Source organism: Bacteroidales bacterium, assembly GCA_018334875.1.
GTDB lineage: Bacteria > Bacteroidota > Bacteroidia > Bacteroidales > UBA12077 > JAGXLC01.
On the sequence record JAGXLC010000196.1, the window covers coordinates 1 to 7,747 of the forward strand.

Annotated in this window: 6 protein-coding genes; 2 read left to right on the forward strand and 4 right to left on the reverse strand. The window is 41.2% G+C overall.

Translation table 11 applies throughout. The annotated features are described in order from the left end of the window. The 4 genes from KGY70_13980 to KGY70_13995 form a co-directional block, all read right to left on the reverse strand. Positions 1-1,300, reverse strand: a 1,300-nt coding sequence (locus tag KGY70_13980) for a hypothetical protein (GenBank protein MBS3776299.1), incomplete at its 3' end; no start/stop codon positions are given. Positions 1,301-1,426: 126 nt separating this feature from the next. After that, the gene (locus tag KGY70_13985; GenBank protein MBS3776300.1) at positions 1,427-2,788 is read right to left on the reverse strand and encodes a hypothetical protein; all 1,362 of its coding nucleotides are present in this window, start codon (positions 2,786-2,788) and stop codon (positions 1,427-1,429) included. A gap of 151 nt (positions 2,789-2,939) precedes the next feature. Beyond that, on the reverse strand, positions 2,940-4,067 hold the full coding sequence (locus tag KGY70_13990; GenBank protein ID MBS3776301.1) for a glycosyl hydrolase family 76: 1,128 nt from the start codon (positions 4,065-4,067) through the stop codon (positions 2,940-2,942). Between the two features lie 88 nt (positions 4,068-4,155). Beyond that, a complete protein-coding gene (locus KGY70_13995; GenBank protein ID MBS3776302.1) occupies positions 4,156-5,448 on the reverse strand; it encodes an ATP-binding protein in 1,293 nt (430 codons plus the stop codon). A gap of 193 nt (positions 5,449-5,641) precedes the next feature. On the opposite strand from KGY70_13995, the gene KGY70_14000 reads away from it, so the two are divergent. Both KGY70_14000 and KGY70_14005 read left to right on the forward strand, forming a co-directional pair. After that, positions 5,642-6,898 carry a VCBS repeat-containing protein gene (locus KGY70_14000; GenBank protein MBS3776303.1) on the forward strand — a complete coding sequence of 419 codons (1,257 nt, stop codon included), beginning with the start codon at positions 5,642-5,644 and terminating at the stop codon, positions 6,896-6,898. Positions 6,899-7,092: 194 nt separating this feature from the next. After that, positions 7,093-7,747 (forward strand): hypothetical protein (locus tag KGY70_14005; protein ID MBS3776304.1); only part of this gene is annotated, 655 nt, incomplete at its 3' end.

Below are 7,747 nucleotides of genomic sequence, written 5' to 3' on the forward strand. Positions count from 1 at the left end.
GATTCAATAGCTCCTCATCCACTTTTCCTGTTCTTGTGCTGATCAGGCCGTCTTCCCGGGCCAGTGGAAGCAGCGTTTTGGCCTTCAGGTCATCATAGTACCGGGAAAGACTTTCTTTGTTGCCCGTCTGCTGGTAATCGTGCCAGGCCATCAGAGGCATGTGAAGATGCCATTCTGTGGGCCAGGCGGGATTGAAAAGCAAAAATTCCCAGGAATATCTGCCAATGGCATATTCCCGGTCAACGGCATAGTGGCTTACCTGCTGGATGAAGGCATCGGCCTCATAAGGCATGCGCTCGCGTATGCCATCGATGTACAAACCCAGAAACGGGGTAGCTTTCAGTGTGTACTTGCAAATATCCCAAATACTATCCAACCGGGCATTGGAGGATGCAAAACGGGATTGGGACTCATCAAACTTATAGAACAGGGCTTTCTGCCGTATGTCATCGGTGGTGAGTTCGCCCTTATAATTTTCGATTTCCACGAAGCGGAAGCTGGTCACCTCCGGCATATGGGGTGCCAACACCTGACTGTTGGGATAATGGGAGTAAGCTCTGGGAAGCTTCAACTGGTATTCCGTTTTACCGGATGTAACACCCAGCTTTTGCTTTTTGTACACAATAGATCCACCTGGCTGGCGGTCTACTTCTTGTTTGGCGGGATCTTTCCTTTCACCCAGGTGAATAACAAGTGAATCTGCAGTGGCCCGGGCAGGGTCCAGATTCAATTGTAAGGTGGCAAAAGCAGCCTTTTCAAATGTAATGAATGGATGGCCTTCCTGGTTTTCAGTAACAGATACAGGTGCAATATCGTGGTACCGAATGGCATGACGGTCTTCAAACACCCAGGAGGAATCCGGCTGTCTGAGCCAGCGGCTTTCTCCGGGCCAGCCTTTTTCTTCTTCGGCTTCATCTACATAAAATTTCCGGGGCTTGCTGTATTTGCTTTTGTTACCCTGATTGTCCCATACCTTGACCTTCCACCAGTAATAATTTCCATATTCAAGAGGATTGCCCTTATATTGGACATTAACAGACTTTTGCGAAGATACCTTCCCGGAATTCCAGAGATCTCCATTATTCAGAACGATTTTCTGAGAATCGGAGGCTACCAGCACCTGATAGGCCGATTGCATGGTGCTGTCTTCTCTGCTTTGTACGATCCAGCTAAATTCAGGTTTTTGGGATGTAATAGCGGCATTTTCGGGCCGGGTGAGTAATTCTACCATCAGGCCGGAAGGTGGTGGAAGCTGGTCATTGCTTTGCTGGCAGGTGGAAAATATAAACCACAAAGACATAACAGCTAATAAAGTAAAAACTTTTGTTGGATTTAAAATTCTTTCTAATGTCTGCATAATAATTATGTATCTAATGATTTCAAAAACCGATTAATTTTCTTCTCAAAGAAAAAGAGCCTTCAAAAACTATTTTTCAGCGTTTCTTACGTAAAAAGGAACATTCCCAACGGCAACATGGCCGTGATCATCATAAACATAAACGAACAAGCGATAATTCCTTCCTTCTTTATCGGGTACTTCAAACAGGATTTGACCGCTTTCTTCGGATTTAACAAATCCTTTCACAGGTTCCGGCATGGTTTCTCCCTGTCCGGCATAAGCGCCAAATTCTTCAGGAACAGGCAGCAAGTTCCATTCTATCTGCAATTCATCGTTATCGGGATCACCGGCAACCACTTTGGCAGGATTAATGCTACCGGCAGCAACTGAAACATCTTCTTCAGCCTTCTTTCCGCCTATTGTGATTGATTCAATACGTGGAGCACGGTTATCAAGCCATCTGCCGGTCCACATGTACTGCATCACCTCTACCGCTTCTTTTTCCAGGCCATTCCTGAAAAACATGTTGTACCAGGTATGGGTTCTCTCCTGTCTCCGGCTGGTCCATAAAAAGGCATAGGATCCCACGCACATGGGATCACCCTGAATGACCTTTTCATATTTTTTCCTGTACAGATCCGCCTTTTCAGTGCTTGTTTCTTCAATGGCCACTCCCCATTTGGTTTTTGGAACCTGCCAGTGGCCGGAAGGTCCCCATTCGGTAACCACGTATGGCTTGTTCCAGTTATATTTTCTCAACCAGTCCGGTACTTCAAATATATCTGCGTAAGAATTAATACCCAGCAGGTCGATGTCCGGACACCTCTCTTTAATATCCTTCAGTTTTTCCTTCCTACCGGTACCTATTACCGTCATGGCCGGGTGATCCGGATCGACTTTATGGATCATTTCGGCTATATCATTCACCGCGTCCCATACTTTCTTGTTGTAAGTTTCCCTCCCTGGAATATGGTCCAGTTCATTTCCTATAACCCACATCAGAACAGCAGGATGATCCTTGTATTTATTCACTGTTTTTTTCATCCTGTTGAATTGTTCCTGAACCGCTTCTTCATCGTCATAATTAAACCCCGATCGCTGGGCCTTAACAGGCAAACCGAACAAGACCGTCAGACCCAAATTTTCGGCTTTATCCAATACTGTATCTATGCTGTGAAAACCTACCCTTACCGAGTTCCCACCATATTTGGCCACTTCTTCCATATAGCGGGTACCAAGCGTTCTGGCTCCTTTAATAAAATAAGGTTCCTCTCCCAAATACAGGTTAAAGCCTCCATCCCTCTTTTTTAATTCAACTTTATTGTTTTTGACTGTTTCATGGGACTTTTCTTTGCTTTCGCCACAACCATTAAACAGCAGGACTGTCATCAGGAGAACAATTGCTTTAACAATTCTTGTATTGTTAATAAAATCATTTTGATTTTTCATGAGGTAACCTGTTTTATTTACAAATAATTCTGAAACTTCCTAAAAACCTGTATTTTTTCTTCGATATATTGTTCAAAAACCAGTTTTTCTAATGCGGGGCAGCCTGCTGGACAAGCCTGGATCCTTCCCGTCAACCAGCCTAATAATGAGATCAAAGTACATCGGCAGCCGCTTCAATCAGCATGGTTCCGCTTAGCTGAGTAGTCAGATCGATTTCATTTTCAGGAGATGTTGCCCAATGGGTTCCAAACAAAACAGCGGGTTTCCGGGTACCCTCAAGCCAAAGGGTCTCTGCGTTGTGTTCAAGAAAATTGACATACCGCTTGCGGTCTGAAGCAGGAAGATCAGAAAGCTGAATAAGCTGTGTCAGGTAACGGACAAAAATGCCTTTGAACAATCCCCCGTCTCCTCCTCCTTCATCTTTCAGCAGACGTCCGCTGTAATCTGTAAGCGAGTTCAAGGTGAAATCAGCCGTTTTGATGGCATCTTCCAGATAGGTAGAATCTCCGGTGATCTCATACAACTCTGTGGCTGCCCCTATAAAAGTACCCTGATTGTACGTAAATTTCCAGTCTTTATTGATGTTTACTTCACCGTCTTCCACATGGGCTGCATCCCATACTGCACCGGAAGCAGGATCCACCAACGTTTCTTTCTCCCATTTATATATCTTTTTAGCCCATTCCAGATCTGTTTCCTGGTTTTCCAATTGATACAAACGGGCTGCCAGTATCGCTGCGGGGCCATTGGAACACGCATTTTTCGAATGGGGCGTATTCTTTTTCCACATAATTCCTCCCCCGGCCACATCACTCCACCCGGTTTGTATATCTTCCCAAAGTTTCCGTGCGGCGGTTTTAAATTTATCATCCCCGAGCGTGTTGTAGGCTCTCAACATGGCCAGGGCGTTCCATTCCATGTCGTCAATATAGATGTTATAAAAATCACCCCCGTTTTTCTTTTTAACCCCATCATACCATTGATTCATATAACGAACCAGTGAATCTTCTTCTATACGTTGATAGGCATCCAGAAGCACATCCAACGCGTGTGCCTGCGGCCAGTAATGGAAGTCTGTATTGCCCGTATTGGTGTAATTGAAATAATGTTGTTGGGGATTCCAGTAATGATCCAGTAATGAATGAATGTTGCTGTTGGCTGCAGCATTCCAGTCAATTGGATTATCTCCCCGCTTGGGTTCATCAATATTTTCACTATTGTTGCCCTCGCAGAAGGAAAAGGTCAAAATAAAAAAGATGGCAGTAGTAAGTCTCATCATGGTATTAATCTTTGGGCGCAGCTCAAATATAAAATATATTTTATTTAATAACGAAGATTATTATTCAGTATAGTGCTACCGGCCTTCATCAAAAGCTTTTTAAATCATGCAATAAAAATCTATAAGCCGGAAGGATATGTATTTTGGTTTCCGCTTTTTTAATTTCCTCATATAAATCGAAAGTAATTATATACCCTTGCCTAGCATCCAATACCTGCGAAGCTTTAAGCAGTCCATTAATTTCCCTGTTTTTTGTATCGTTATCATAAAATGTATAGCTTACCTGGATCGGTATAAATCCATCACTGATTTTCATAATGAAGTCACATTCTTTCAAAGATTTAAAGAAAAAAACCTCATATCCGTTTTTCTGAATTTCAAGCGCTATAAGATTTTCCAAAAGTTTACCGTAATCATTAGACAAATTATAATTAACAGATGAGATCAAGCCATTATCTACAATATAAGCTTTTTTATCATATTGTTCCCGAGGTATTTGGGAATAATCAAATTTATTTACCAGTCGAACGAGAAAAATATCACTCACCTGGTCAAGGAACTGATATAAAGAATTTTTGCCAATGGTATACTTATTAGATTTTAATTCGTTATATATTCTGTTAATGGATAATGGTTTAGTAATATTAGCAATCACCTTCTTGATAAAATATTTTAAAACATGAGGATCACTTATGGAAAACCTCTCAATTAAATCTCTATAAATCATTACATTAAAATATTCCTGAAGGACCTTTGTCTTTAAGGTTGATTCCATATTAACCAACTCAGGGAATCCTCCCCAAATTAAGAAATTATCAAATGCATTAATTATTAACGCTTTATTCTGGACATTATAAATATCCTTTTCAATGGAAAGAAAAGATAAGAATTCACTGAAACTTAATGGAAATAAAATATAACTAATAGCTCTTCCTCTCAAAACAGTTGATATTTCAGCGCTTAGAAACTTTGCATTGGAACCGGTCAAAAAAATGTTTTTTGAGATGTTCTCAAATATTCTGCTGATAAAACGATCCCATCCTTCAGCATTTTGAATTTCATCAAAAAAGAAATAACAATTTTCAATATTATTGTCTGGATAAAGCTCTCTATATGCTTGAATAATCAGATCCAAATTACTCTGATCAAAATTCAATCTTTCATCTTCAAAGTTTATAAAAAGAATATTGTCTTTTTTAGTGCCATTCCTTAATAGCTCCTTAATAGTAAATTGTAATAATGAGGATTTACCACTTCTACGTGGTCCTATAAGCGTGATTATTTTTCCGGCATTAATTGGGATTCTTAAATCCCGACTTCTTATGTCAGAAAAATCCCGATTTTGGTTTGTACGAATAATCTCCTTAAGAATTTCTTTCATAATTTTATCTTTTAACAAAAGACAAAATTAGTACTTTTTTTCTTTAATTGGAAGAAAATTTTATATTTATTTTCTTCAACCAAAAGAAAAAATATCATGGTGTCAATAATAAGGAGTCATCTTAGACCAATAATTCAATTTCTATTACTATATTTGTTCGTATACAAAAAGTTAAAAAAACATGATACAGAAAATGAAATTCATCACAGGAAGCTTATTGAGCCTTTTCATTATTTTTTCCTGTACTTCCAATACCAGCAACCAGGACAAAAAAGCAGTATTTGGACATCATGAGATATCCAGGCCTTTGCCAGGTGAAAGCTGGGGAACGGGTGGATTCACCCTTGCCGATTATGATCAGGACGGAGATATGGATATTACCATAAGCCGCCGAAGCAATCAGACGGTGTATTGGTTCGAATATCAGGGTCCGGATAACTGGAAACAACATGTAGTAGGAAAAGGTGATGGGGATCAGCTCGGAGCCACTTCCCTGGACATTGATGGAAATGGTTATCCCGATCTGATTATGGGACGGTTCTGGTTTAAGAATCCCGGAAACCTGGAGGATAATCCCGACAAGGAATGGAAACGTTTTGATTATAACGGAGGATTGCCTGAAGAAAATCATGATATTGGTGCCGCTGATTTTGACCAGGATGGTGAAAAGGAGGTAGTTTGCTATAGTCAGGATGCAGGTAACGGAACGCTCCGCATCTATAATACAACGGAGAGTAGCGACTGGACTTATGATGATGTATCCGCCAATGTTAATGCGACAGTGGAAGATAGAGACGAGAAGGGTATACATGGCGGATTCGCCCCTAATGGATTGGGTGATCTGAACGGAGACGGTTATCCCGATATTGCTATGCCCTGTGGATGGTATGAAAATCCTGCCGGGGAAGGAGATGACTGGAAACTTCACTCCTGGAATTTTACAGTGGGAGTCTATCCCAATGCCTACGGAACCAGTATGAGAAGCTGGATAACAGACATTGATTCCGACGGTGATAACGATGTGATCTATTCCGATTGTGATGTTATGAATTCAAATCTATGGGTAATCCTCAATCAGGGAGATACTTTCAAGCGGAAAAAACTTGAAGCACCTTCGGAAAAGAGGGCTTCTTATCATTCGCTGGCTGTATCAGATTTTAACCAGGATGGATTACCGGATATCTTTACAGGAGAACAGGAAGATGACAATCACCTTATGAAACCGGAAAGTGGGGTAGATGAAAGAGGTTTGCTATACATCCAGCAAGATGTGGAAGATGAGGAAAGGCCGAAATTTGAACTTCAGGTCATTCACGAAGGAAATCCTGGCTGGCATGATACCCAGGCTGGAGATGTAGATAAAGACGGAGATATCGACCTGGTGACCAAAATATGGAATGCCGATGAAGGAGTATACCATGCAGATTTTTGGGAAAACAAACTAAATTGATTCTGTCTATAATATCCTTCGAGATTTCCTTCGCGTTCTCAGCGGTGAATCTTATTGATTTGAACCACAGAGTATCATGGAGAACAAACACGGAGGTAACACAGAGGTAATTTATAAGAATCTCAAAGTACTCTTGACTTTATAGACAGGCTCAAGACCAGACCTCATAATATTTAATTCAAATGCCAAAACTTATGAAATTAAGAACTTTATTGCTCACCATCAGCATGCTTGCATTTCCGGTTTTTCATGCATGCGATTCAGACCAGCCCAGGGAAGAAATATCAAAAGCCTTTGAATTCAGGTATGTATCGGAGGACACTGCTGCTAATGGCATAACCGACCTCAAAGGACCTACGGCAGTTTTTGATCTTGCTGGGCGACTTGATTATCTTGGAAAATTCACCGACTATGGGAGGCATTTCTTTGATGACCCGGGGTTAAATACCAAAGTGGTCATGAAAGAAGCGGTCGACTCAGCTTTACGCCGGCTAAAACCCCAACCCCAACCTGAAATTCGGCAGGAAATAGCCATCGATCAATGGAAATACCTGGGATATAAAGAGGGTCAGCGCGAAAAAGAACTTCAGGAAATTAATGAATGGAGACAAATGGCAGGAGTGGAAATTAAAGATGAAGCGCTTGTGCTTTCCGGTAATAAAATATCCCGGCAAATTCCGGCCCAGGATTGGCGCATGAAGTTTTCATGGAAGGTTAAACCTTTGGAAAAAAAACAGGATGTAGCATTTGACTTTTCCGGAGTTGCAGAAGTGGGACTGAGCAAGGACGGAAGCTTCTATTATGTCACCGAAGGAAACAAAACAAAAGCAGAGGAATATCAATCCGGCC